The 23,616-nt window shown below is 60.6% G+C and carries 16 protein-coding genes and 1 riboswitch; of the genes, 11 read left to right on the plus strand and 5 right to left on the minus strand.

Features of this window, described 5'->3' with window-relative positions; genetic code table 11:
* Positions 1-192 precede the first annotated feature (192 nt).
* The gene (locus AAAX75_RS08745; RefSeq protein ID WP_349091904.1) at positions 193-849 is read right to left on the minus strand and encodes a PAS domain-containing protein; all 657 of its coding nucleotides are present in this window, start codon (positions 847-849) and stop codon (positions 193-195) included.
* Between the two features lie 352 nt (positions 850-1,201).
* Between AAAX75_RS08745 and AAAX75_RS08750 the strand changes: the two genes are divergently transcribed.
* The 5 genes from AAAX75_RS08750 (at position 1,202) to xdh (ending at position 10,576) form a co-directional block, all read left to right on the plus strand.
* Positions 1,202-2,596 (plus strand): solute carrier family 23 protein, encoded by a 1,395-nt coding sequence (locus AAAX75_RS08750; RefSeq protein ID WP_035137475.1) that lies wholly within the window; start codon positions 1,202-1,204, stop codon positions 2,594-2,596.
* Positions 2,597-2,791: 195 nt separating this feature from the next.
* On the plus strand, positions 2,792-4,147 hold the full coding sequence (gene ssnA / locus AAAX75_RS08755; RefSeq protein ID WP_349091905.1) for a putative aminohydrolase SsnA: 1,356 nt from the start codon (positions 2,792-2,794) through the stop codon (positions 4,145-4,147).
* Positions 4,148-4,295: 148 nt separating this feature from the next.
* Positions 4,296-7,295, plus strand: coding sequence for a putative selenate reductase subunit YgfK (gene ygfK, locus AAAX75_RS08760; protein WP_349091906.1), 3,000 nt, complete (start codon positions 4,296-4,298; stop codon positions 7,293-7,295).
* An 11-nt stretch (positions 7,296-7,306) separates the two neighbouring features.
* A complete protein-coding gene (locus AAAX75_RS08765) occupies positions 7,307-7,786 on the plus strand; it encodes a 4Fe-4S binding protein (protein ID WP_055309382.1) in 480 nt (159 codons plus the stop codon).
* Between the two features lie 12 nt (positions 7,787-7,798).
* Positions 7,799-10,576, plus strand: a complete 2,778-nt coding sequence (xdh, locus tag AAAX75_RS08770) for a selenium-dependent xanthine dehydrogenase (RefSeq protein ID WP_349091907.1) — start codon at positions 7,799-7,801, stop codon at positions 10,574-10,576.
* A 652-nt stretch (positions 10,577-11,228) separates the two neighbouring features.
* On the opposite strand, the gene AAAX75_RS08775 is transcribed toward xdh, so the two are convergent.
* Positions 11,229-12,227, minus strand: coding sequence for a hypothetical protein (locus AAAX75_RS08775; protein ID WP_349091908.1), 999 nt, complete (start codon positions 12,225-12,227; stop codon positions 11,229-11,231).
* Between the two features lie 529 nt (positions 12,228-12,756).
* Here AAAX75_RS08775 and AAAX75_RS08780 point away from each other — a divergent pair.
* Together AAAX75_RS08780 and AAAX75_RS08785 are read left to right on the plus strand one after the other, a co-directional pair.
* Positions 12,757-14,136, plus strand: coding sequence for an ATP-binding protein (locus tag AAAX75_RS08780; RefSeq protein WP_349091909.1), 1,380 nt, complete (start codon positions 12,757-12,759; stop codon positions 14,134-14,136).
* 942 nt (positions 14,137-15,078) lie between these two features.
* Positions 15,079-15,813 carry a 3'-5' exonuclease gene (locus AAAX75_RS08785; protein WP_260698752.1) on the plus strand — a complete coding sequence of 245 codons (735 nt, stop codon included), beginning with the start codon at positions 15,079-15,081 and terminating at the stop codon, positions 15,811-15,813.
* Between the two features lie 110 nt (positions 15,814-15,923).
* On the opposite strand, the gene AAAX75_RS08790 is transcribed toward AAAX75_RS08785, so the two are convergent.
* The 3 genes from AAAX75_RS08790 to AAAX75_RS08800 all read right to left on the minus strand — a co-directional run bounded on the left by AAAX75_RS08790 (position 15,924) and on the right by AAAX75_RS08800 (position 18,490).
* Complete coding sequence (locus tag AAAX75_RS08790; RefSeq protein WP_349091910.1) at positions 15,924-16,346, minus strand: hypothetical protein; 423 nt, start codon at positions 16,344-16,346, stop codon at positions 15,924-15,926.
* An 8-nt stretch (positions 16,347-16,354) separates the two neighbouring features.
* Positions 16,355-16,445, minus strand: a riboswitch (SAM riboswitch).
* A gap of 281 nt (positions 16,446-16,726) precedes the next feature.
* Entirely contained in the window at positions 16,727-17,713 is a 987-nt protein-coding gene (locus AAAX75_RS08795) for a hypothetical protein (RefSeq protein ID WP_349091911.1), read from the minus strand.
* A gap of 123 nt (positions 17,714-17,836) precedes the next feature.
* Positions 17,837-18,490: a helix-turn-helix transcriptional regulator gene (locus AAAX75_RS08800; protein ID WP_349091912.1), complete on the minus strand. Its 654-nt coding sequence runs from the start codon at positions 18,488-18,490 to the stop codon at positions 17,837-17,839.
* Between the two features lie 277 nt (positions 18,491-18,767).
* On the opposite strand from AAAX75_RS08800, the gene dpaL reads away from it, so the two are divergent.
* The 4 genes from dpaL to AAAX75_RS08820 all read left to right on the plus strand — a co-directional run bounded on the left by dpaL (position 18,768) and on the right by AAAX75_RS08820 (position 23,611).
* Positions 18,768-19,982: a diaminopropionate ammonia-lyase gene (gene dpaL, locus AAAX75_RS08805; RefSeq protein ID WP_349091913.1), complete on the plus strand. Its 1,215-nt coding sequence runs from the start codon at positions 18,768-18,770 to the stop codon at positions 19,980-19,982.
* A gap of 74 nt (positions 19,983-20,056) precedes the next feature.
* Entirely contained in the window at positions 20,057-21,442 is a 1,386-nt protein-coding gene (locus AAAX75_RS08810) for a YgeY family selenium metabolism-linked hydrolase (RefSeq protein ID WP_118450491.1), read from the plus strand.
* A 201-nt stretch (positions 21,443-21,643) separates the two neighbouring features.
* Positions 21,644-22,846: a knotted carbamoyltransferase YgeW gene (gene ygeW, locus AAAX75_RS08815; RefSeq protein WP_055287465.1), complete on the plus strand. Its 1,203-nt coding sequence runs from the start codon at positions 21,644-21,646 to the stop codon at positions 22,844-22,846.
* A gap of 150 nt (positions 22,847-22,996) precedes the next feature.
* A complete protein-coding gene (locus tag AAAX75_RS08820; RefSeq protein ID WP_349091914.1) occupies positions 22,997-23,611 on the plus strand; it encodes a nucleotidyltransferase family protein in 615 nt (204 codons plus the stop codon).
* Positions 23,612-23,616 lie beyond the last annotated feature (5 nt).

Consider the following 23,616-nt stretch of genomic DNA (forward strand, 5'->3'; position numbering starts at 1 on the left):
ACATAGTCCACTGGAACACGAGCCGGAGGCAGGTAAGATTGAAGGGCCTGACCCCGGAGGAGTACCGGAATCAGGCCCTTGCGGCCTAGTCGCTATTTAGGGCGTCCAAGATTTGGGGCGCAGTTCAGTGCGAGCTGCAGGGTCTTTTGTCAAGTGACGGATCGCTTGTGGAGCCGCGCTTCATTTTGCTCGTTAGCCTTCCTTGCGGACTTTTTGCAGGTAGCGGTAGACGCTGGGCTCTGAGATGCCCAGCGCGGCGGCGGCGCAGGCCACGGCGCCCTTGAGCATGAACACCCCGTTACCGTTGAGGTGGCGAATGACGTCCACGCGGTCGCTCTGACCAAGCGACGCTACATCCAGCCCGCGCGCGCTCAGCAACTCGGCAATGCTGCGGTCGATGAGCTCCTGTGTAGACTCCGAAAGGCTTTCGACCTCGATAGGGGCGGGCTCCGTGCGCGTCGGCGCCGCGTCGAAGCACGCCATGAGCTGCTGCGCCATGGCGTTGATGGAGCGCACGGTCGAAAGGTCGGTGTTGACGCAGAGCATACCGACGATCTTGTCATTCTCGCGGATAAAGTACGTCGCTGACTCCAACGTTTTGCCGCCGGCACCGCGCCCCTCGTAGCCCGTAATAAACGGCAGGTCGCGATACTTGGCGTCGTGCATGATCTTGAGTGCCAGATCGGTGGCGGGACCGCCGACCTTGCGGCCGCTCACGATGCCGTTGCGAATATCGACGATGGCGTGGTCGGGATCCGAGAAATCGTGCAGCACGATTTCGCTGTTCTTGCCGAGTATCTGCTCCAGAAAATCGACCATCGGCAAAAAGCGACGTACGGTCTCGTTCACGGGCAACTCCTTTGGGTGAAATCGGAAATGTTCATAACAATTTTTTCTCATGGTAACACGCTGCCCATCATCTCGTATATCCGCAGGTACATTGCGTAATGCAGACGAACGGTAGGAATTTAGCGGTAAACGGTTGACCAAAAGAAATGTTAGATGTTATTTTGACCAGACACTTTTCTGACCTGCGGAAATGTGTTATTTCAGCTGAAGAATAGTCTGATAACAAAAAATTATTATTGAGAATGAGAATCATCTTTAATACGATATGCAATGAAGGCACAACCTCAACCCCGCACTGCGTCACAATAGAGCGTTAGATGCGAAAACAACTACTTCGAGGATTGGTGGTCAAATGACCCAGGAGACGGTTACGAACGGCACTGAAGCCCTGTTCACTCGCGAAGGCATGCCTCCCGTTAAGGAAATGATCCCGTGTGCCCTTCAGCACGTACTGGCATCGTTTGCCGGCATCATTACCCCGGCGGTCATCATGGCCGGCGTCTACGGCTTTAATAGCCAGCAGAGTACCGACATCATCCAGGTCGCGCTCATTCTTTCGGCGATCGACACGGCCCTTCAGGCCTTCGCTCCCTTCCGTCGCATCGGCGGCGGCCTGCCCATCGTCATGGGCGTTTCGTTCGCGTTCCTGCCGGCCCTGCAGGCCATGGGTGCCTCGGGCTTTAGCTTTGGTGCGCTGCTGGGTGGCGAGATCGTCGGCGGCGCCGTCGCGGTCCTCTTTGGTCTGGCCTACAGCAAGATCAAGTGGCTGTTCCCGCCCGTCGTGACCGGTACGGTCATCTTCTCCATTGGCGTCTCTCTCTATCCCACGGCCGTCAAGTACATGGCCGGCGGTATGGGTACGCCGCTGTGGGGCACCCCGCAGGCCTGGTGCGTTGCTCTTATCACCTTCGCCGTGGTCTTTGCGCTCGCCAACTTTGGCAAGGGCACGCTCAAGTTGGGATCCGTGTTCTTTGGCATGATCGTTGGCATGATCGTCTCCATCCCCTTTGGCATGATCGACTTCTCCAGCGTCGCCACCGCTCAGGTCTTCGCCCTTCCCAAGCTCATGCCCTACGCGCTCGAGTTTGATCCCGAGGTCTGCATTACCCTCGCCGTCGTGTTCCCCATGGTTGCCATCCAGGTTATCGGCGACGTCTCCGCTGCCTGCCTGGGCTCCATCGACCGTATGCCCACCGAGCGCGAGCTCTCCGGCGCCATCGTGTCCCAGGGCCTCACCTCTATGGTCGGCGGTCTGCTGGGCGGTCTTCCCACCAGCGCCCTTGGCCAGAACGTGGGCATCATCTGCTCCAACAAGGTCGTCAACAAGTGGGTCTTTGTGATCATCGCGGCCGTCTTTGCCATCGCCGGTCTGTTCCCGCAGCTCTCTGCCGTCCTTTCCGCTATCCCGCAGCCCGTCATCGGCGGCGCGACCGTCGGCGTCTTTGGCACCATCACCATGAACGGCGTGCGCATGTTCACCCGCGAGGGCCTCACGCAGCGCACTACCACCATCGTCGGCACCTCCGTCGTCTTTGGCCTGGGTATCTGGATGGCCAGCGGTTGCCTTGCCGGCGAGGGTATGCCCACCTGGGTGTCCACCGTCATCGGCTCCAATGCCGTAACCCCCACCGCCATCATGGCCATCGTGCTCAACCTGATCCTTCCGCAGACGCCGGTCGTGGCTCAGCACATCGATGCCGCCAAAGACGCTGCCGTGGATCTGGTCTTGCCCGAGAGCAAGAAGTAACCAATTTGGTGCTATTCGTCGGCGGACGCATCGCCTCGTCCGCCGACGCCATGCGGCGCCAAGCCGCACTTCAAAGGGCTTGTCCCTTTGGTGAAGCGTTGACGGGAGAGGGCCCGTTTCCGGTGTAGGCCGGCGCTTCGCACTCCGCCATGTCAGAGGTGTCAAACCCCGCCTCTGATGTTGAAGGGAGCATCCATGCTTCTGGTCGCTAACGGTTCCGTCTTTACCCGCAACGCTCAGACCCCGTTCATTCCAAACGGTGCGGTCGCCATTGACGGAGATACGATCGTCGAAGTGGGCCCCGAGCGCGAGCTCAAGGCCAAGTACCCGGATGCCGAGTACGTCGATGCCCGGGGCAACCTCATCATGCCCGGACTTATCAACTGCCACACCCACATCTACTCGGGTCTGGCCCGCGGGCTCGCCATTAAGGGCTGCAACCCCACCAACTTCCTGGAGAATCTTGAGCAGCAGTGGTGGAAGATCGACGACAACCTGACGCTCGACGGCACCAAGGCCAGCGCCTATGCCACGATTCTGGACTCCATCCGCGATGGCGTCACCACGATCTTCGATCATCACGCGAGCTTCTGTGAGATCCCGGGAAGCCTCTTTACCATTAAGGATGCAGCTCAGGAGCTGGGCATGCGTTCGTGCCTGTGCTACGAGGTTTCCGATCGCCGTGGCCAGGAAAAATGCGACCAGGCCATTGCCGAGAACGCCGAATTTGCCCAGTGGGCCGCCAAGGAGCGTCGCGATAACGACAACCACATGATCGCTGCCATGTTTGGCGGACATGCCACCTTTACGCTTTCGGACGAGACCATGGATAAGATGGCCGAGGCCAACAACGGCCTGACCGGCTTCCACATCCATGTGTGCGAGGGCATGAACGACGTGTGGGATTCCCGCCTCAACCGCGGTGGTATCAGCCCCGTCGAGCGCCTGCTGCAGCACAACCTGCTGGGTCCCGACACCATGCTCGGCCACTGCATCCACGTGACGCCTGCCGAGATGGATATCGTCAAGGAGTCCGGCACTTGGCTCGTCAACAACCCCGAATCCAATATGGGCAACGCCGTGGGCTGCGCCCCCGTGCTCGAGTTCTTCCGCCGCGGCATCCCCGTGTGCATGGGCACCGACGCCTACACCCACGATATGCTCGAGAGCCTTAAGGTCTTCCTGATCATTCAGCGCCACAACGCTGCCATGCCCAACGTGGGCTGGTGCGAGGCCATGACCATGCTGTTCGAGAACAACGCCAAGATGGCGAGCAAGTACTTCGATCGCAAGCTCGGTGTGCTCGAGGCCGGCGCCGCTGCCGACGTTATCGTTATGGACTACAAGCCCTTTACGCCGCTGAGCGAGGAGAACATCGACGGTCACATGCTCTTTGGCATGATGGGCAAAAACTGCCGCACCACCATCATCAACGGCCGCGTCCTGTACAAGGATCGCGAGTTCGTTGGCATTGATGAGGACAAGATCAACGCGTGGACCATGGCTGAGTCCAAGAAGCTTTGGAGCACGCTCAACGATCGCGCCTACTAATTACAAGTAGATTCACGCGCGTCGGATGTTTCGCCGCATCCGACGCGCGTATAGACGACCTCCGCGGGGTCGCCGGCGCTGTGCTAGCGCTACACCGTATTTGCGCCCGTCGCGCGGTCTCGCCGGGCGTTACAGAGAGGAGCTCATTATGAGCGACATCATGAGGCCGATCCCGTTTTCGCAGCTGATGAACTGGATCATCGAGGAGCACAAGACTCAGGGCGCCGTCTTTGGCGTGCGCAAGATGGTCACGACCAACCAGGAGGGCGCGCTTCCCATTTTTGACGAGCGCATCGAGACTCCGTTTGGCCCGGCCGCCGGTCCCAATACGCAGCTGGCCCAGAACATCGTGGCATCCTACGTGGCCGGTTCCCGCTTCTTTGAGCTCAAGACCGTTCAGGTGATGGACGGCGAGGAGCTCTCCAAGTGTGTGAACAAGCCCTGCATCGTGGCGCAGGACGAGTGCTACAACTGCGAGTGGTCGACCGAGCTCGAGGTTCCGCAGGCCTTTGCCGAGTACGTGAAGGCATGGTTTGCCTGCCACCTGATTGCCCGCGAGTATGGTCTGGGCAGCCCGGACGGCTTTGTCTTTAACATGTCCGTGGGCTATGACCTGGAGGGTATTAAGAGCCCCAAGGTCGACGTCTACATCGAGGGCATGAAGGACGCCAGCGGCTCTGACGTCTGGAACGAGTGCCGCACATGGGCGCTCGCCAACCTGGACAAGTTTGAGCATATCGATGCCGCGTTTGTCGAGTCCATCCCGGCGCGCGTCTCCAACTCCATTACCGAGTCCACGCTGCATGGCTGCCCGCCGGCGGAGATCGAGCGCATCGCGACCTATCTGATTACCGAGAAGGGTCTCAACACCTACATCAAGTGCAACCCCACGCTGCTGGGCTATGAGTTTGCCCGCCAGCGCCTCAACGAGCTGGGCTTTGACTACATCGTCTTCGATGACACGCACTTCCGCGAGGACCTGCAGTGGGCCGATGCCGTGCCTATGTTCGAGCGCCTGATTGCCCTGTGCGCCGAGCGCGGCCTGGAGTTTGGCGTCAAGCTGACCAACACGTTCCCCGTCGACGTGACGAGGAACGAGCTGCCCTCCACCGAGATGTACATGTCCGGCCGTTCGCTGTTCTCGCTGACCATCGAGGCTGCCCGCCGCATTACCGAGCAGTTTGATGGCAAACTGCGCATCAGCTACTCCGGCGGTGCCACGGTCTACAACATCCGCGCCCTGTACGATGCCGGCATTTGGCCCGTCACCCTGGCGACCGACGTGCTCAAGCCTGGTGGCTACGAGCGCTTTAGCCAGATGGCCGGCGAGTTTACCGACCTGGACGGCAAGCCGTTCGCGGGCGTCTCTCTCGAGGCCGTGACTGCGATTCAGACCGACTCGCTCACCAATCCGCTCTACAAGAAGCCGCTGCGCCCGCTGCCCGACCGCAAGGTCGCCGGCAAGAGCCCGCTTTCCGACTGCTTTACCCCGCCGTGCCGCACGAGCTGCCCCATCCAGCAGGATATTCCCGCCTATCTGGCGGCTGTTGACGAGGGCCGCTACGAGGACGCACTCAACATCATCATCGAGCGCAACGCCCTGCCGTTCATTACCGGCACCATCTGCCCGCATCCTTGCGGCCGTGCCTGCGAGCGTGCATTCTACGAGCCCGAGGGCGCCCAGATCCGCGCCAGCAAGCTCAAGGCCGCCCGTGAGGCCATGACCGCCGTGCTGCCCAAGTTGCGCGCCCAGGCCATCGCCAACGACGGCGAGCGCAACGTTGCCGTTATCGGCGGCGGCCCGGCCGGTCTGGCGACGGCGTTCTTCCTGACGCGCGCCGGCGTGCCCGTCACCATCTTCGAGGCCCGCGACTCTCTCGGCGGCGTGGTCCGTCACGTGATTCCCGAGTTCCGTATCGCGAGCGACGATATCTCCCACGATGCTGAGCTCTGCCTGGCCTTTGGCGCCAAGGTGCAGCTCAACGCTCGCGTGGATTCCATCGACGAACTCAAGGCTCAAGGCTTTACTGACGTGGTCGTGGCCACCGGTGCCTGGATGCCCGGCTCTGCGGGCTTGGGCGAGGGCGCCGAGCTCGACGTGCTGGAGTTCCTCGAGGCCGCCAAGAAGGGCGAGAAGCTCGAGCTGGGCGAGGACGTCGTGGTCATTGGCGCCGGCAACACCGCCATGGACGCGGCCCGCGTGGCCAAGCGCCTGGCCGGCGTGAAGAACGTGCGCCTGGTCTACCGCCGCACCAAGAAGCAGATGCCCGCTGATGAGGAAGAGCTTGATCTTGCTCTTGCCGACGGTGTTGAGTTCTGCGAGCTGCTGGCCCCCAAGGCGCTTAACGGCGCCGTGCTGACCTGCGACGTTATGGAGCTTGGCGAGCCGGATGCAAGCGGCCGTCGCAGCCCCGTCGCCACGGGCGAGACCGTCGAGCTTTCCGCCACCACGGTGATCTGCGCCGTGGGCGAGGGCATCGATGCCAGCCTGTACGATGCCGCGGGCGTCGAGCACGACCGTCGCGGCCGTCTTGCCGCCACCTCCACCGGCGTCGAGGGCGTCTGGGCTGCAGGTGACTGCCGTCGCGGTCCTGCTACCGTGGTCGAGGCTATTGCCGACGCCGCCGAGGTCGCCCGTGCCATCGCCGGTGTGGACTTTAACAAGTACGCCGACCAGAATGCTCAGGCCGGTCGCGAGGATACCTGCTACGAGCGCAAGGGGTCGCTGTGCCGCGACAAGCGCAACTGCACCAAGACTCGCTGCCTGGGCTGCGGCTCGGTGTGCGAGGTCTGCTGCGACGTGTGCCCCAACCGCGCCAACGTGGCAATTAAGGTGCCGGGCCTGGCCAAGCATCAGGTCGTCCATGTCGACGGCATGTGCAACGAGTGCGGCAACTGCGCCGTGTTCTGCCCTTACCAGGAGGGTCGTCCCTACAAGGACAAGCTCACCCTGTTCTGGAGCGAGCAGGACATGGAGAACTCCGAGAACGAGGGCTTCCTGGCCGTGGACGAGGACCACTTTAAGGTTCGCGTCGCCGGCACGGTCCGCACCGTCTCGGTCGATGCCGTCAACACCGGTCTTCCCGAGGCCGTCCGCCTGACCATCAGGGCTGTGCGCGACAACTATCCGTACCTTCTTAAGAAATAGGCGAGTCTCCTATGGCCAAATCCATTCAACATAATGTGGCCTACGTTGCCTGCGGAAGCGGTTGCGCCTCCGCAGGCGGCGACGCCCACTGCAGTGAAGGCTGCATTGGCTGTGGCGCCTGCGTCACGGCCTGCCCCCACGGCGCCATTGCGCTGGTCGATGGCATCGCCCGCGTGGACCGCTCCAAGTGCACGGGCTGTGGCCTGTGCGGCATGGCGTGCCCGCAGCGCGTGATTGCCTTCGTCCCCGGCTACCAGAACATTCTGGTGCGCTGCAACAACACCGATAAGGGTGCCATTGCGCGCAAGGTCTGCGACACGAGCTGCATCGGTTGCGGTATGTGCGCCAAAAAGTGCCCTGCCGGCGCTATCCGCATCGAGGACAACTGCGCCCATATCGACGGCGTGGACTGCTTGTCGTGCGGCATGTGCGCCGTCGTCTGCCCGCATGGCGCCATCCACGACCGCACCGGCATCGCCGCCGGCGTGTAGAAGGGAATCACCATGGCACAGGAATTCACTTTTACCGTTAACGGTGTCGAGCACACGACGACGGAGAATAAACCACTGCTGCGCTATCTGCGCGACGACCTGCACATTCACTCCGCCAAGGACGGCTGCTCCGAGGGCGCCTGCGGCACCTGCACCATCCATGTGGACGGTGCGGCCGTCAAGGCGTGCGTGCTGACCACCGCTCTTGCCGCCGGCCGCAACATCGTGACCGTCGAGGGCCTGCCCGAGGACGTGCGCGAGGCCTTTGTGTACGCCTTTGGCGCCGTGGGCGCCGTGCAGTGCGGTTTTTGCATTCCCGGCATGGTCATGGCGGGTGCAGCGCTCATCGCCGAGGATCCCGAGCCCACCGAGGAGCAGATCAAGTACGCCATCCGCGGTAACGTCTGCCGCTGCACCGGCTACAAGAAGATCATCGAAGGCATCTCGCTGGCAGCTGCGGTGCTCCGCGGCGAAAAGCAGATCGACGAGGACCTGGAGCGCGGCGACGACTACGGCGTGGGCAAGCGCGCCTTCCGTATCGACGTGCGCAAGAAGGTGCTCGGCGAGGGCAAGTACCCCGACGACATCGACGAGCTCGATCAGCCGGGCCTGACCTATGCCAGCGCCGTTCGCTCCAAGTATCCGCGCGCCCGCGTGCTCTCCATCGACACCTCCAAGGCCGAGGCCCTGCCCGGTGTGGTGGGCATTCTGCGCGCCGAGGACGTGCCGGTCAACCAGGTCGGCCACCTTATCCAGGACTGGGACGTCATGATCGCCCAGGGCGATATCACCCGCTGCGTGGGCGACGCCATCGTTTTGGTAGTCGCCGAGGACGAGGCGACGCTCGAGAAGGCCAAGAAGCTCGTCAAGATTGATTACGAGCCTCTGGAGCCCGTGCGCAACATCGCCGAGGCCAGGGCTGCCGACGCCCCGCGCCTGCACGACAGCTTCTTTGCCTTTGGCAACACGGTGGAGCTCAAGGACAACGTATGCCAGAGCCGTCACGTGACGCGTGGCGACGCCGCCAAGGCGCTAGCGGAGAGCGCATTCACCGTGACGCAGCGCTTTACCACGCCCTTTACCGAGCACGCCTTCTTGGAGCCCGAGTGCGCCGTCGCCTTCCCGTACAAGAACGGCGTCAAAGTGCAGTCGACCGACCAGGGTGCCTACGACACGCGCAAAGAGTGTGCCCACATGTTTGGGTGGGATAGCGAACCCGAGCGCGTGGTTGTAGAGACCATGCTCGTGGGTGGCGGCTTTGGCGGCAAGGAGGACGTGTCCATCCAGCACCTGGCCGCGCTCGCTGCCTATAAGTTCCAGCGTCCTGTGAAGTGCAAGCTCACGCGCGCCGAGTCGCTCGCGTTCCATCCCAAGCGCCACGCCATGGACGGCACCTTTACGCTGGGCTGCGACGCCGAGGGCAACTTTACCGGCCTGGATTGCGAGATCAATTTTGACACCGGCGCCTATGCGTCGCTGTGCGGCCCGGTGCTCGAGCGCGCCTGCACGCATGCCGTCGGCCCCTACAAGTACCAGAATACCGACATTCGCGGCTTTGGCTACTACACCAACAACCCGCCCGCCGGTGCGTACCGCGGCTTTGGCGTTTGCCAGTCCGAGTTTGCGCTCGAGAGCCTGATCGACCTGCTGGCCGAGAAGGTCGGCCTGGATCCGTGGGAGATCCGCTACCGTAACGCCATCGAGCCGGGCGAGGTTCTGCCCAACGGCCAGATTGCCGACTGCTCCACGGCGCTGAAGGAGACGCTGCTCGAGGTCAAGGATGCCTACTACGCGCATCCTGGACATGCCGGTATCGCCTGCGCCATGAAGAACGCCGGCGTGGGCGTGGGCCTGCCCGATGCCGGCCGCTGCAAGATTCGCATCGAGAATGGCGTGGCCGTGGTCTATGCCGCCACGTCCGACATCGGCCAGGGTTGCAATACCGTCTTTTTGCAGGACGTTGCCGAGGCATGTGGCCTGCCGCTTCGCTGCATCGCCAACGGCGAGTGCTCCACCGAGAACGCTCCCGACTCCGGCACCACGTCTGGCTCGCGTCAGACGGTCGTGACCGGCGAGGCCGTGCGCGGTGCCGCCTTCCTGCTGCGCGATGCCATGGTTGGCATCGAGGCCGGCAAGCCCGCACCCGACGCTCCCGTGAGCGCGCATGGCGACGGCGTCAAGATCGAGTACGACGACGGTCGCGCCTATCAGCTGCACACGCAGGAGCTCGTCGCTGGCCAGGGCATGCATCCTCAGGATCCCGCGGCCGCCATCAAGGCACTCGAGGGATGCGAGTTTGGCTACGTGTATCTGGAGCCGACCGACAAGCTGGGTGCCGACGTTCCCAACCCCAAGAGCCACATCTGCTACGGTTTTGCCACGCATGTGGTCATTCTGGATGATGACGGCCGCGTGAGCGAGGTCTATGCCGCGCACGATTCCGGCAAGGTGGTCAACCCCATCTCCATCCAGGGTCAGATCGAAGGCGGCGTGCTCATGGGTATGGGCTATGCGCTTACCGAGGATTGGCCGCTCAAGGACTGCGTACCCCAGGCCAGGTACGGCACGCTCGGGCTGTTCCGAGCGCCCGAGATTCCGGATATCCACGCCATCTACGTGGAGAAGGACGAGCTGTTGCCCGTGGCATACGGCGGCAAGGGCATTGGCGAGATCGCAACGATCCCCACGGCGCCCGCCGTGCAGAACGCCTACCGCGCGTTTGACGGTAAGCTGCGTCCAAATCTGCCCATGGTGGATACCCCGTACAGCCGCGCTCGTCACCGCGGGTAGGGTAGAGCGCAGACGGCATTGCTGATGGGCTGTTCGCGCACAACACCAACTGTATATGCTGCACCTTTGGCCCCGGCTCCATCGCGAGCCGGGGCCTTTTGTTTGGAGCGGAAACTGTGTTCCGGATTCAAGCCTCAGAATGGGACGCGCTTTCCTTTTGAGCCTCTAGCGGAAAGCGCATCCCGGAATTTGGCTCCAGAGTGGGATGCACTTTCCGGTTGGAGCTTCAAACGGAAAGTGCATCCCGGAATCCGCGCCTGGAATGGGACGCACTTTCCGGAACAGCTCTCAACCGGAAACTGCGTCCCAGAATTTCGCTTCAGAGTGGGATGCCGTTTCCGGCTGAACCCTCTGGCGGAAAGTTCATCCCAGAATAGACGCTCGGAGTGGGACACAGTTTCCGGATGGAACCTCAGCGGAAATTGCGTCCCAGTTTGAGCGTCTATTCCGGGATGCAGTTTCCGCTGGGCGCTTCAGCCGGAAAGCGTGTCCCGTTCTGGGCCTTGATTCCGGGACACGGTTTCCGCTAGGTATGCCATATGGAAGGCGCATCCCATTCTGAGCACTCAATCTGAGATATGGTTTCCGCGGTGCCGCCAACTGGAAAGTGTGCCCCAGTTTGATGGGCAGGCGGGCATAAGCTCAACAGCTCCTACAGGTCCACCTCGTTGAGCCATGTCGGCAGCGCGGTCTGCCGGATGCCTGCCGTCTGCAGCTTTTTGGCGAGCACTCCTGCCGAGCGGACCTCGCTGATGGTAAAGCGCAGCAGAGGGTGACCGTAGAGCGATAGATGCGCCTCGCGCTGTCGTTCGGCAACGAGCGCCTCGGCGGTGGTGCGTCCGGCCAGCATAGTCTGGTCGGTATATTTGATGAGCCCGTCGAGCTCGCCCAGCGTGAGTTCCCGCGCCTGGCGCTCCCAGGCAAAGTCCGTTCGTATGGGCTTGGCCGAATCGAAGGGGTCCGTCAGCTCGTATTGAAGCCAGTCGGGCGCAAAGCCCGTCTCGATCATGATGGCTCGGGCGACCGATTCCCCGCCGCTCTCGGCGCGGGCGTCGGCATATCGAAGCGTTGTGAGGGCGGTGCGAATCGCGCGACCATTGCGGGCAGTCGCTCGTTGCTCAACGGCCTCCGTCAGCTGTTCCGGCGCAAGGCCGAGCTTTGAGATCGCCGAATCGGCAATGGGCATGCCGTCGGCAAAACCAGTTTGCAGCAGGCAATCTGTGGCCGTTTGGATGGGCGGCGTTACCGATATGCCGGCTCTGCGTATTGCTCCGGCCGGCTCAATCTGGTGCCGCTGAATATGTGCGCCCGGACGAGCCGACGGCTTTGTCGAGCTGCAAACATGCACGACGTTCAGGTGTCGCCACGAGATCTCGAGCCCCAGCAGGCAAGCTGCCGAAAACGAGCAGAACGTCCAATCGGGATGGATGATCGCAAGGGCGCGGATAATCTCGCAATGGCGTTGCGCTCGGTTGAGTTCATCCCAGCGCGTTTTTCGCGCGAACAGTCCCGGCATGGGGGAGACAACCATGTCGCCGATGCGCCGAAGGAGCGCTTTTCGGATCGCCGTGCTCGGGGGAATCAGACAGCGCCCCTCTTGTTCGGCTTGAGTGAGCAGCTGGTCGATGAGTTGGTCATTGCAATGGGTCATGAGCTACCGCCTCCTTTTGGGTAGCAAAAACGTATCAGCTGGAACTTGCCGCTCAGCTGACCAAAAGCTGACCAAAATCTAACCATGCAGGTAGATGACCTGCTTTTGACGACATATTTCTTGTTTGAATCGGTGGGCGGTAATCGGCGACCGTGAACGGTAGCTGGATATGAAGTCTTGGTAAGTTTCGGGACGTGTACTTTTTGAAAAAGAGCATTCTATCTGCTGTTTTGTGTTTCTGGATCGCATATTTGAAGGCATGTGATAAGGGCGGCGGACTGTCGCCTTGTATCTGCGGAAACTGTGACCCGGAATTGCCGCTCGGAACGGGACACGCTTTCCGGATGGGATGCTTGGCGGAAACTACGGCCCAGTTTTGGCTCCAGAACGGGATGCATTTTCCGGAACGGTCCACGTGCGGTGGTGTACCGCCCCTTTCGTGTGCGCCGCTTGTCGAATTACGTTATAGCTAGCTATATTATAGGAAGGTATAATATAGCTAGCTATAACGTAGAGGAAGGATGGCCCTATGTTTATCGGAAGAACAGTGGAAATGTCCGAGCTCAATCGACTGTATGGCACGGGCTCCTTTGAAATGCCTGTGATTTACGGCCGCCGTCGTGTGGGCAAAACGCGTCTTATCACAGAGTTCATCCAAGGCAAGAAGGCTATTTACTTTCAAGCTCGTCGTACCAATGCGGAGGCAAACCTGCACGGCTTTAGCCAGGCGATACTTGCAGGCTCGGTTGGTGCTACAGGCGTGTCGTTTCGTAGTTTTGACGAAGCGTTCGATGCATTGGCCACCATGGCTCGCACGGAACGTTTGGTTGTCGTGATTGACGAGTATCCCTATCTCGCCCAATCGAATCCCGAAATCAGCTCGTTGCTGCAAGACAAGATCGACCACTTATACAAAGAGACCGGGCTCATGCTGATCCTATGCGGCTCGTCTCTTTCGTTTATGGAGGAACAGGTGTTGGGCTACGAGAGCCCACTATACGGTAGGCGTACGGCCCAGTTTAAGATCATGCCGCTCGATTTTACGACGACCCTCGGGTTGTGGCAGAGCATGGGTCGCGAAGACGCTGCAGTTTGCTATGGCATGACGGGTGGCATTCCTGCATATATCGAGAAAGTCGATCCTGCCGCACCGCTCAAGGACAACATCAAGCGTCTTTTTCTTACCCCTACGGGTTATCTCTTTGAAGAGCCGAGTAACCTGCTATTGCAAGAGTGCCGCAATCCCGAGCAATATGATGCGATCGTGCAAGCAATTGCTCAGGGGCGCTCGAAGATCTCGGAGATTGCGAGCTCTACGGGAATCCCTGCGAGCAACGTAAAGAGCTATGTGGATAAGCTGGCGTCGCTTGGGATTGTCGAGCGCGAGCTGCCCCTAAACGAGACGAGCAATAAGCGAGCCGTGTATCTGCTGAGCGACCAGATGTTTAGGTTCTGGTACAAGTTTGTTCCGCAGAACATTGGGCTGATTCAAAACGATATGGCCGAGATGGCGTATAAGCGCATTGAGCCGCACGTATCGGATTACATGGGTACGGTCTTTGAGCTTATATGCAGACAATACGTGTACGAACTCGCGCGCGCGGGCCAGCTCGATGTGGTTCCGGCGAGCGTCGGGCGCTGGTGGGGGACGGACAATCGCACGCATACGCAGGAAGAAATCGACTTGATTGTTGACGATGGCGAGGGCGCTGCGCTGTTTGCGGAGTGCAAATGGCGCAATGAACCGGCGGGCGAAGACGTGCTGCAAAAGCTCGTGCACCGAAGCGAGCTCTTTAGACGGCAACGAAAAAGCTATGCACTTTTCTCAAAAAGCGGCTTTACGCAGGGATGTCGGGATGCCGCGGAGAGTAGGGGAGACGTCAAGCTGATCTCGTTTGCCGAGATGTGAGGGCGGGATAACGCTGCTCGGGGGTAAAGCCTGTCCTCGAATGGCTGGAACGGGGCCCTCTGTTGTCGTACTGGCTGCCAGCGGAAATTGCATCCCGGAATGAGCGCTCAGACTGGGACGCACTTTCCGGATCGGTCCTCAAGAGGAAGATGCGTCCCGGATTCTGGCTCCAGAGTGGGATGCCGTTTCCGGTTGAGGTCTCTGGCGGAAGCTGTATTCCGGAATCGAGCTTCAGAGTGGGACGTGCTTTCCCGTCAGGAGCTCAAGTGGAAACTGCGTCCCGGATTCAAGCCTCGGAATGGGACGTGCTTTCCGGATGGGCTTCAAGCGGAAACTGTGTCCCAGAATCGACATGGCTTCAAGTGGAAAGCGCGTCTTAGAATACCGCGCCGGCGTTTTTGGCGGTTGTGGTTGGAAAGGGAAGCATTGCCTGCACACGCGACGACGGCGTGGCGGTGATCCCCATGGCGGCACTTGGGGCGTAGTGGTTTTGCGGGCGTGCCGTGCTTCCTTTACCGAAAATCCATTTGGTAAACCAGATGCTCGCGGATAGAATAAAGTCGACGGCAGCCCAAGTGGTGAAGAGCTGGGCAGCGCCGTTGCTTGGTCAAGAGGTCAGTGCCTTAATGGCAGCGACTTGTTATGCTTCGAATGCTGCTTGAGTGCCTCGGAAAGTTCGATAAGCACCGTGAAGAGCGAGACCAAAGCAACCAAGAGCTCTACGAGCTCTGATGGGCCCGGGATGACCGCTGATTCAAGTCACCGGGCCTAAATCTTTTTCATGCATTTGAATAGAGCGGGCGACTCTCTTGGGGCGGTCTGCATGGCGTGCGACCGGCGCATGGCGTTGCACCCCGCTTTTGTGTCCGCACGGGCGCCTATCCTTACGGCAATGTAGCCGCTTATGTAACAAGCGGCAGTTGACGGAGAAAGGCCCTAACCGTGTCAGCTGAAAAGATGCCGGGTATCTCGGCTATCGATACGACGAACTTTGCGCGCCAGATCGTGCTGGACTTTGAGTTTGCGCCGGTGCCAAGGCAGCGCCAGCGCCGCGGGTTGCGCAACGAGATTATCGAGGTCGGCGCGGTTAAGCTCGATAACCGCGGCAACGTTATGGGCGAGTTCTCGCAGTTTGTGCAGACAGAATTTACCGAAGGCGTTGCGTTTCCCGTCCGCGAGCTTACGGGGATATCGGCCGTGGACACCGCGATGGCTGATCCGCTCTATGTGGTGATCAAAAGACTCAGCGATTGGATCGGTCGCTACTCCGCCCAGATAGTTTGCTGGAGCGGGGCGGATCATCGACAGCTTATGACCGAGTGCCAGGCAAAGCACATGGACCTTTCCGCATTTCCTACGGACTGGGCCGACCTGCAGGCGTTTTACACTTCGATCATGGACGTGGGCAGCCACGGGTGCGTCTCTTTGAGTGACGCGGCAACGTGGTTTGGCATCGAGTTCGACGAGTCGACGGGTCACGCCCACAGCGCCTTAGCCGATGCGCGCGTGACCGCCAAGCTGCTCAAGCAGATGATGGACGGGAACTACCGCGTGAGCCCGCGCGCCCAGGAGATCCGCCAACGATGGGGGATGGGCGAGCGAGCTCAGACGCGCCTTTCCAGCAAGTGCCCCGAGCTGAGCGATCTGCTGCTGAAGTTGAAAGCGGAGGGAAGGTAGGCCTTTTGAGAACGCCATTCGGTTTGGCATGGCAGGGCTGTAAGCGCGACTTCGCACTGCTGTTTGAATCGAAGCGTCAACCAGTATGACGAGCTGTCTGGTCTGTCTGCCTACACCATCGCAATCCCGCGGGCCGCACTCAACAGCTCATACTCCCTTTCGCTCCACTGCCGCAGCTCGGCTGTGCGTACGGCGTCGCGACACAGGTCCAGAAACACCTCAGCTCCCTCGCAGAAGCACTCGCGGGCAAAGTCGCCCGAGCCGCTTGCGACGCACGCGCCGTCGGCAAAGAGCTTCCAGCTAGACGGCTCACGCAAATCGTCTCCGAACAACTTAATCTGTAGCACATGCGGATTGCCAGCAGCGCAGAGCTCTTCCTCGAGCTTCTGTACCGTGAAGCGCATCTGGTGGGAGCGGCTGTTCTTGACCATGGCCGAGGCATAGCCGCTCGGCTCGTCCAGAAGATGCATTCGTTTTGGCTTGGCTGCCAGGTTGTGGAAGTTGCGCTCGCTGCGCACAGAGAAATTGTCCATACGGACTCCTTTCATCGATGTTGGCAGGGCCACCGTGCCTTTTGGCCGGTTGGCGTCGGGATCGTGGAGCCAACTCTCTACCCCGACTCTGGATAAAACGTGCCCGCTCCTTGCGGGCAAGAGGAAGTCTATCAACGTGTACGGACTCAACGTGTACGGACAGAAATCAAGCGCCATCCGCGAAATGACGCGCGGATGGCGTTGGTTTCCCAAGTGATTATTCGGCTTTCATCCGGAAAAGTGTCGAAATCAGCCGTGTAAAAGTACGGAAAAGTGTCGAAATAGGCACCTTAAAACTTCGGAAAAGTGTGGCTGGATGACAAAACAGCACTTAGAAGCCGGCGCTGGATGCGGGATCCTGCGGCCGCCTTCAGCTCCCGCTACTCATCGTCTCCGTCGTTGGGGTCGCCCTTGAGGGTGTTGATGTCCAGGTACTGGTTATCGTCCTCTTTTTGCTGGGTCTCCGACTCCGCTTGGGTGGGGCCGCGGAACAGCTGGAATCCCTCAAACGCAATGACGCCGAACAGGGCAATGACAATGGCGAGAAAGGCAATCTTGACTGCCTGCGGAAATTCCGAGAAACGCAGTGCCTTTTCCTCGGCGTAATAATCGGCGAAGCGTTCTTCGCCCGTGCTTTTGGTGTACGCCGGTGCGGACGCGGCCTCCGGGTCATATTCCGGTGCACGCGTGGCAGCGTACGGATCGTTGAGATAATCGCTCGGTGCGGTGCCATAATCCTCGGTCTCGATGCGACTGGTGCCAGCATAGCCATCGGAATAATCGGAATATGCCGCACCGCCCTCATAGTCCGCGGCGCTCGTGTTGGCGGCAAAAAGCGGATTAACTGGAACGTCGAGCGCCGGCATGCCGGTAGAGGTCTCATCCAGATCGGCTGCAGCCCAGGAATCGTAGGCAACCTGATGGGCAACGGGCTCATCGAGCCTTGCGACCGGAGGCTTGCGTGCCGCAGGAACAGGCAACTGCTGGGCGCTGTACATAACGGTGCTGTCGGCCGATTTGCCCTGCGTCGCTGCAGCGAGAAATGCCGCCGTCTCGGACGGGTCGCTTGCGGGGCGGGGAGCGGGCGTGGGCGCCGAAGTGGGTGCGGGCGTAGGCGCGGGCGTCGAAACAGGCGACTGCGCAGGAGTCGGCGCAGATGCGGGCTTAGGCGCAAGTGTGGGATCGGGGCTTGACGGGCGAGCCCCGCCGCCCATGAGTTCGTCGGCGGTCCACGGGCGATCATCCATCACGTCGTCAAGGCTTAGCGAAAACAGGTCGTCTTCACCCTCATCGAACATGCGGTGCACATGTCCACCAATTGCCGGAATCAATCCGCGACCGGTGCATGATGCCTTGCTCAACGCCATTCTGTCCCATCCTTTCGAAATACTAATGACATCGATTATATGGAACTTCCCAAGCGGCTCGGTCTTGGATTCGTGCTTTCCAGAACTCGCGCCCAAAAGGGGAGGGGCAATCCAGGCGAGTGCCTACTTGTCGCCGGCCGCCGCCTTGGCCTCATTGAGGTAGCTATAGAAGCTGTACTTGGAGATGCCAAAGAACTCGCAGGCGCGCTCGCTCGACTTGGAAATGAGGAAGGCGCCGCGACGGTCGAGGTAGCCAATGGCACGAATGCGCTCGTCTTTGGTCATGAGTGCCGCGGGCTTGCCCACAAACTGCTCGCACTCGTGCAGCAGGTCCTCGAGCAGGTCGCCGATGTTCTTGGTAATGGGCTCGGGCTCGGTATAGCCCGTGCCGCCGGTGCCGGTAAAGGCATCGAGCGAGCGCTCAAAAGCCTTCATGAGCGTAATGTCAAAGTTAATGCCCAAAATGCCGACGGGCTTGCCCTCGTCGTTGCGGATAAAGATGGTAGAGGACTTGAGCAGCTTGCCATCGGTTGTTTTGGTGAGGTATGGCTCGCGGTCGTGTACGTCGGTGGCGCCCTCGTGCATGGACTCAAACACGATATGGCTGGGGCCGTCACCCAGTTTGCGTCCGCTGACGTGGCCGTTTTCGATCACTACGATGGAGTGGTCCACGTCCTCGGTCTCCAGATCGTGGACGACGATTTCGCAGTTGGGGCCAAATTGGAGCGCCAGGCCGTGTGCAAGGCGCTTATAAAACTCAATCTGTGCGGGGGTCATAGGTGCCTTCCTAAAAATTAGTTTGGGCTCACTGTGCCATAAACCACACATGACCGCAAACAAATCCATCAACAAGGCAATTCATGACCGTTCGGCGGCGAAAAAGTACCGATTGCGGCAACAAACAATTCGTTAGGTATGCCAATCAAAAAGTGTGATAGAACATTACTAACAAACTTTTTGTTTGGCATCCACATAAAAGTTCAGTCGTATGAATGGGAATGGGCTGAAACGCGTATGCGGGGGCCGGCAAGAGAGGACTTAAGGAGTTCACCGTATGGCCGATAAGATCCAGTGGGCGAGCAACACGATGCCCAAGAGCGATGACAAGCACTTGGGAATCATGAGCCTCGACCACGTGAAGAAGGCCCGCGCCTTCCACCAGTCGTTCCCCCAGTACACCGTCACTCCGCTTGCTCGCCTGGACGGTCAGGCCGCGCGCCTGGGCCTGTCCAACCTGTGCGTTAAGGACGAGAGCTATCGCTTTGGCCTCAACGCCTTTAAGGTCCTGGGCGGCTCGTTTGCCATGGCCAACTACATTGCCGACGAGACCGGCAAGGACGTTGCCGACTGCACCTTTGATTACCTGACCTCCGATCAGCTTGCCAAGGACTTTGGCCAGGCCACCTTCTTTACCGCCACCGACGGCAACCATGGCCGCGGCGTGGCGTGGGCTGCCAACAAGCTGGGCCAGAAGGCCGTCGTGCACATGCCCAAGGGTTCCACCAAGCCCCGCTTCGATAACATCGCCGCCGAGGGCGCCACGGTGACCATCGAAGAGGTCAACTACGACGAGTGCGTGCGCATGGCCGCCGCCGAAGCCGACGCCTGCGAGCGCGGCGTCATCGTTCAGGACACCGCCTGGGAGGGCTACGAGAAGATCCCGTCTTGGATCATGGAGGGCTACGGCACCATGGCTTCCGAGGCTGCCGAGCAGCTGCGCGAGATGGCCATCAACCGCCCGACCCACGTGTTTGTCCAGGCTGGCGTGGGTTCGCTCGCCGGCGCCGTGGTGGGCTACTTCACCAACCTGTATCCCGATAACCCGCCCACCTTCGTCGTGGTTGAGTGCGCGCCTGCCGCCTGCCTGTACAAGGGCGCTGCCGCCGGCGACGGTGACCCGCGCATCGTGGACGGCGACATGCCCTCCATCATGGCCGGTCTGTGCTGCGGTGAGCCCAACATCCTGGGCTGGGATATCCTGCGCAACCACACCACCGCCTTCGTGTCCTGCCCCGACTGGGTCACCGCTCGCGGCATGCGCACCCTGGGCGCTCCCGAGAAGGGCGACCCGCGCGTCATCTCCGGCGAGTCCGGCGCTGTGACCACCGGCCTGGTCGAGACTCTCATGCTCGATCCCGAGTACGCCGAGCTCAAGGAACTCATCGGCCTGGACAAGACGAGCTCCGTGCTCTGCTTCTCCACCGAGGGCGATACGGATCCCGACCAGTATCGCCGCATTGTTTGGGAAGGCGAATATCCCACTTGCTAATCGTTGGGGCGGAGTAAATAGGTATCGCTCCGCCACCTCACAGGTAGATTCCTTCGTTTGAAAGGTTATGAACAATGGCTAAAGAACTCGATTTCGACGCTATCAAGGCTGCTGCTGAGTCTCATCGTGCTGATATGACTCGCTTCCTGCGCGCCATGATCTCCCACCCCTCTGAGTCCTGCGAGGAGGGTGAGGTTGTTGCCTGCATCAAGGCCGAGATGGAGAGCCTTGGCTATGACGAGGTCAAGGTCGACGGCCTGGGCAACGTCATGGGCTTTATGGGCGAGGGCGACAAGATCATCGCCATCGACTCCCACATCGACACCGTCGGCATCGGCAACATCGAGAACTGGGATGCCGATCCCTACGAGGGCTATGAGACCGACGAGATCATCTACGGCCGCGGCGGCTCCGACCAGGAGGGCGGCATGGCTTCTGCTACCTATGCTGCCAAGATGATGAAGGACATGGGCCTCATCCCCGAGGGCTACAAGATCATGGTCGTCGGCACCGTCCAGGAAGAGGACTGCGACGGCATGTGCTGGCAGTACATCTACAACAAGGACGGCATTAAGCCCGAGTTTGTCATTTCCACTGAGCCCACCGACGGCGGCATCTATCGCGGTCACCGCGGCCGTATGGAGATCCGCGTCGACGTTCACGGTACCTCCTGCCACGGCTCTGCTCCCGACCGCGGCGACAACGCCATCTACAAGATGGCTGACATCATCGCTGACGTCCGCGCCCTCAACAACAACGGCTGCGACGAGTCGACCGACATCAAGGGTCTCGTCAAGATGCTCGACCCCAAGTACAACCCCGAGCACTACGAGGATGCCCGCTTCCTGGGCCGCGGCACCTGCACCGTCAGCCAGATCTTCTACACCAGCCCCAGCCGCTGCGCCGTGGCCGATTCCTGCGCCATCTCCATCGACCGTCGCATGACCGCCGGCGAGACCTGGGAGTCCTGCCTGGACGAGATCCGCAACCTGCCGGCCGCCAAGAAGTACGGCGACGACGTGAAGGTCTCCATGTACATGTACGACCGTCCGTCCTGGACCGGCGAGGTCTACGAGACCGAGGCTTACTTCCCCACGTGGATCAACAAGGAGACCGCTCCGCACGTCAAGGCTCTCGTCGACGCCCACAAGGCCATGTTTGGTGACGAGCGCATCGGCTGCGAGCCTAGCATGGACAAGCGCACCGGTCGCCCGCTGTGCGACAAGTGGACCTTCTCCACGAACTGCGTTTCCATCCAGGGCCGCTACGGCATCCCCTGCGTGGGCTTTGGCCCGGGTGCCGAGTCTCAGGCTCACGCTCCCAACGAGGTCACCTACAAGGACGACCTGGTCACCGCTGCCGCCATGTACGTGGCTGCCCTGAACCTCTACGATCCGAGCAAGGCCGATGGCGATGCCACCGTGTTCCGCGCCGGTCTGACCAACAACAAGATCGATTAGTCCCATTCCTCGATTTTGTTGAGCCGGGGGCCGCTCGTGTCCCCGGCACCCTCTGTTGACTTGGGGCCCGCGGTCGTTATCTCCCATGCTTCCTCGACGGTGGCGGGTCCTCGTCATGGTGCTCTGCATGTTCTGGCCACACGCGCATGCCGGAGCACATCTACTCATTGCGATCGTTTCATCTTTAGAAAGGACATTTCCATGGACGCTAAGTTTACCGAGCTCGTCGAGCAGCTGAACGGCCTCGATTTTAAGGGTATGTACGGCAGCGACTTCCTGCACACTTGGGACAAGACCACCGATGAGCTCAAGGCTCTCTACATCGTCGCCGACGCCCTGCGCGAGCTGCGTGAGAACAACGTTTCGTCCAAGATCTTCGACTCGGGCCTTGCCGTCTCCCTGTTCCGCGACAACTCCACCCGTACGCGCTTCTCCTTCTCTAAGGCCGCCAACCTGCTCGGCCTTGAGCTGCAGGACCTGGACGAGAAGAAGTCCCAGATCGCTCACGGCGAGACCGTCCGCGAGACCGCTACCATGATTTCCTTCATGGCCGACGTCATCGGCATCCGCGACGACATGTACATCGGCAAGGGCGACGCCTATATGGCCGAGGTCTCCGAGTCTGTCCAGCAGGCCTACGAGGACGGCGTTCTGGATCACCGTCCCACGCTCATCTCCTTGCAGTCTGACTCCGATCACCCCACGCAGTCCTCTGCCGACATGCTCTACCTTATCAACGAGTTTGGCGGCCTCGAGAACCTCAAGGGCAAGAAGGTTGCCGTCACCTGGGCCTATTCGCCCTCTTACGGCAAGCCGCTGTCCTGCCCGCAGTCGCTGATCAGCCTGCTGCCCCGCTTTGGCATGGACGTCACCCTGGCCCACCCCGAGGGCTACGACCTCATGCCCGAGGTCGTCGAGCGCGCCAAGGGCTATGCCGCCGAGTCCGGCACCACCTTTAAGCAGGTCAACACCATGGCCGAGGCCTTCGAGGGCGCCGACATCGTGATCCCCAAGAGCTGGGCTCCGTTTGCCGCCATGGAGAAGCGTACCAACCTGTACGCCGAGGGCGACGACGCCGGCATCGCAGCGCTCGAGAAGGAGCTGCTTGCCCAGAACGCTACCCATCAGGACTGGTGCTCCACGACCGAGCTCATGGAGAAGACTGCCAACGGCCAGGACACCATCTTTATGCACCCGCTGCCCGCCGACATCTCCGGTGTCTCCTGCGAGCACGGCGAGGTCAACGCCGACGTCTTCGACATGCACCGCGTGGGCATGTACAAGGAGGCCAGCTACAAGCCGTACGCCATCGCTGCCATGATGTTCCTGCAGAAGGTTGCCGATCCCGCCGCTACCCTCAAGGCCCTCGACGAGCGCAACACCGCCCGTTGGCTCCAGGCCTAAAGCCGGGTTGAGGTAAGCCATGTAAAGGGGGCGCTCTGCCAACCGGCGGGGTGCCCCTTTTGTGCATCGCGGGCGTGCGGGATAAGCGCTTTCGATGTGGATGCCCGCGGCGCGAGTTATGGGTACGATGGTTTCAGGGGAGGTATCACCATGAAACTTGGATGCGTCATTATGGCCTCGGGCGAGGGCAAGCGGTTTGGCTCCAACAAGATGCTTGCCGATATCTATGGCGAGCCGCTGATTGCCTGGACTATCGATTCGGTTCCCCGGGGCTTTGACGTTGTGGTTTCGACGCGTTGGCCCGGGGTCGCTCAGATTTGCGAGGACAAGCATTGCCCGTGCGTGCTGCACGATGGCGAGCTGCGCAGCGAAAGCGTCCGTGCGGGCCTTTCGTGGGGAGTCGAACGCAACTGGAAAGGTTGCCTCTTTTTGCCGGGCGACCAGCCGCTCGTGAGTTCGGATTCTTTTGAGGCTATGGTTCGTGCATTTGACGAGCGTGGCCGCAAACATCCGGTGCGTCTTGCGTGCAACGGTGAGCCTTCGAGCCCGGTGCTCTTTCCGGCGGAACTGTTCGATGCACTCATACGTCTTGAGGGCAAGGACGGCGGGGGCTCGATTCTCAAGGACCGTACCGACGTGGTGCTGGTCGAAGCGCGCGCCTATGAGCTGTGGGATGTCGATACCGCCAAGGGACAGCGACGCATAACGGAGCATATCGCGGCCTGCTCGTATTTTGATCGCGTGGCCAACTGTATGAATCAATAAGGAGC

It is taken from the genome of Collinsella sp. CLA-ER-H7, assembly GCF_040092345.1.
Taxonomy (GTDB): domain Bacteria; phylum Actinomycetota; class Coriobacteriia; order Coriobacteriales; family Coriobacteriaceae; genus Collinsella.